Origin of the sequence: Streptomyces sp. NRRL F-5755 (assembly GCF_001279365.1) — a bacterium.
GTDB classification, from domain to species: Bacteria; Actinomycetota; Actinomycetes; order Streptomycetales; family Streptomycetaceae; genus Streptomyces; species Streptomyces rimosus.
This window is the reverse complement of record NZ_LGCW01000210.1, coordinates 1-327: the sequence shown is the minus strand read 5'-3', so window position 1 is coordinate 327 and position 327 is coordinate 1. Positions and strand designations below refer to the sequence as shown.

Genomic DNA, 327 nt, shown 5'->3' with positions numbered 1-327 from the left:
TGCAACTCCGCATCCCAGCGGAACGGCACCGTCGCGCCCCGGTGATCCGGAGCGGCAGGACGCGGACGGTCATACGGGAGCGCCAACTCGCCCGGCAAATCCGCCAGTTCGGCACGCCAGAACTCTGCCTGCCCCGCACTGCCGTCCAACATCTGCCACAGCGCGAAATCCGCGTACTGCACCGGCAGCGGGCGCCACGCAGGCGCCCTCCCGCTCCTCCGCGCCTCGTACGCCACCACCACATCCCGCCACAACGGCCCCAACGACCACCCATCAGCGGCGATGTGATGCACAAGCACCACCAACACCGACTCATCCCCGCCGCAC

Annotated in this window: 1 protein-coding gene; it reads right to left on the bottom strand. The window is 69.4% G+C overall.

Annotated elements, in window-relative coordinates; genetic code table 11:
- Positions 1 to 302, bottom strand: a 302-nt coding sequence (locus tag ADK86_RS17850; RefSeq protein WP_324611398.1) for a condensation domain-containing protein, incomplete at its 3' end; no start/stop codon positions are given.
- Positions 303 to 327 lie beyond the last annotated feature (25 nt).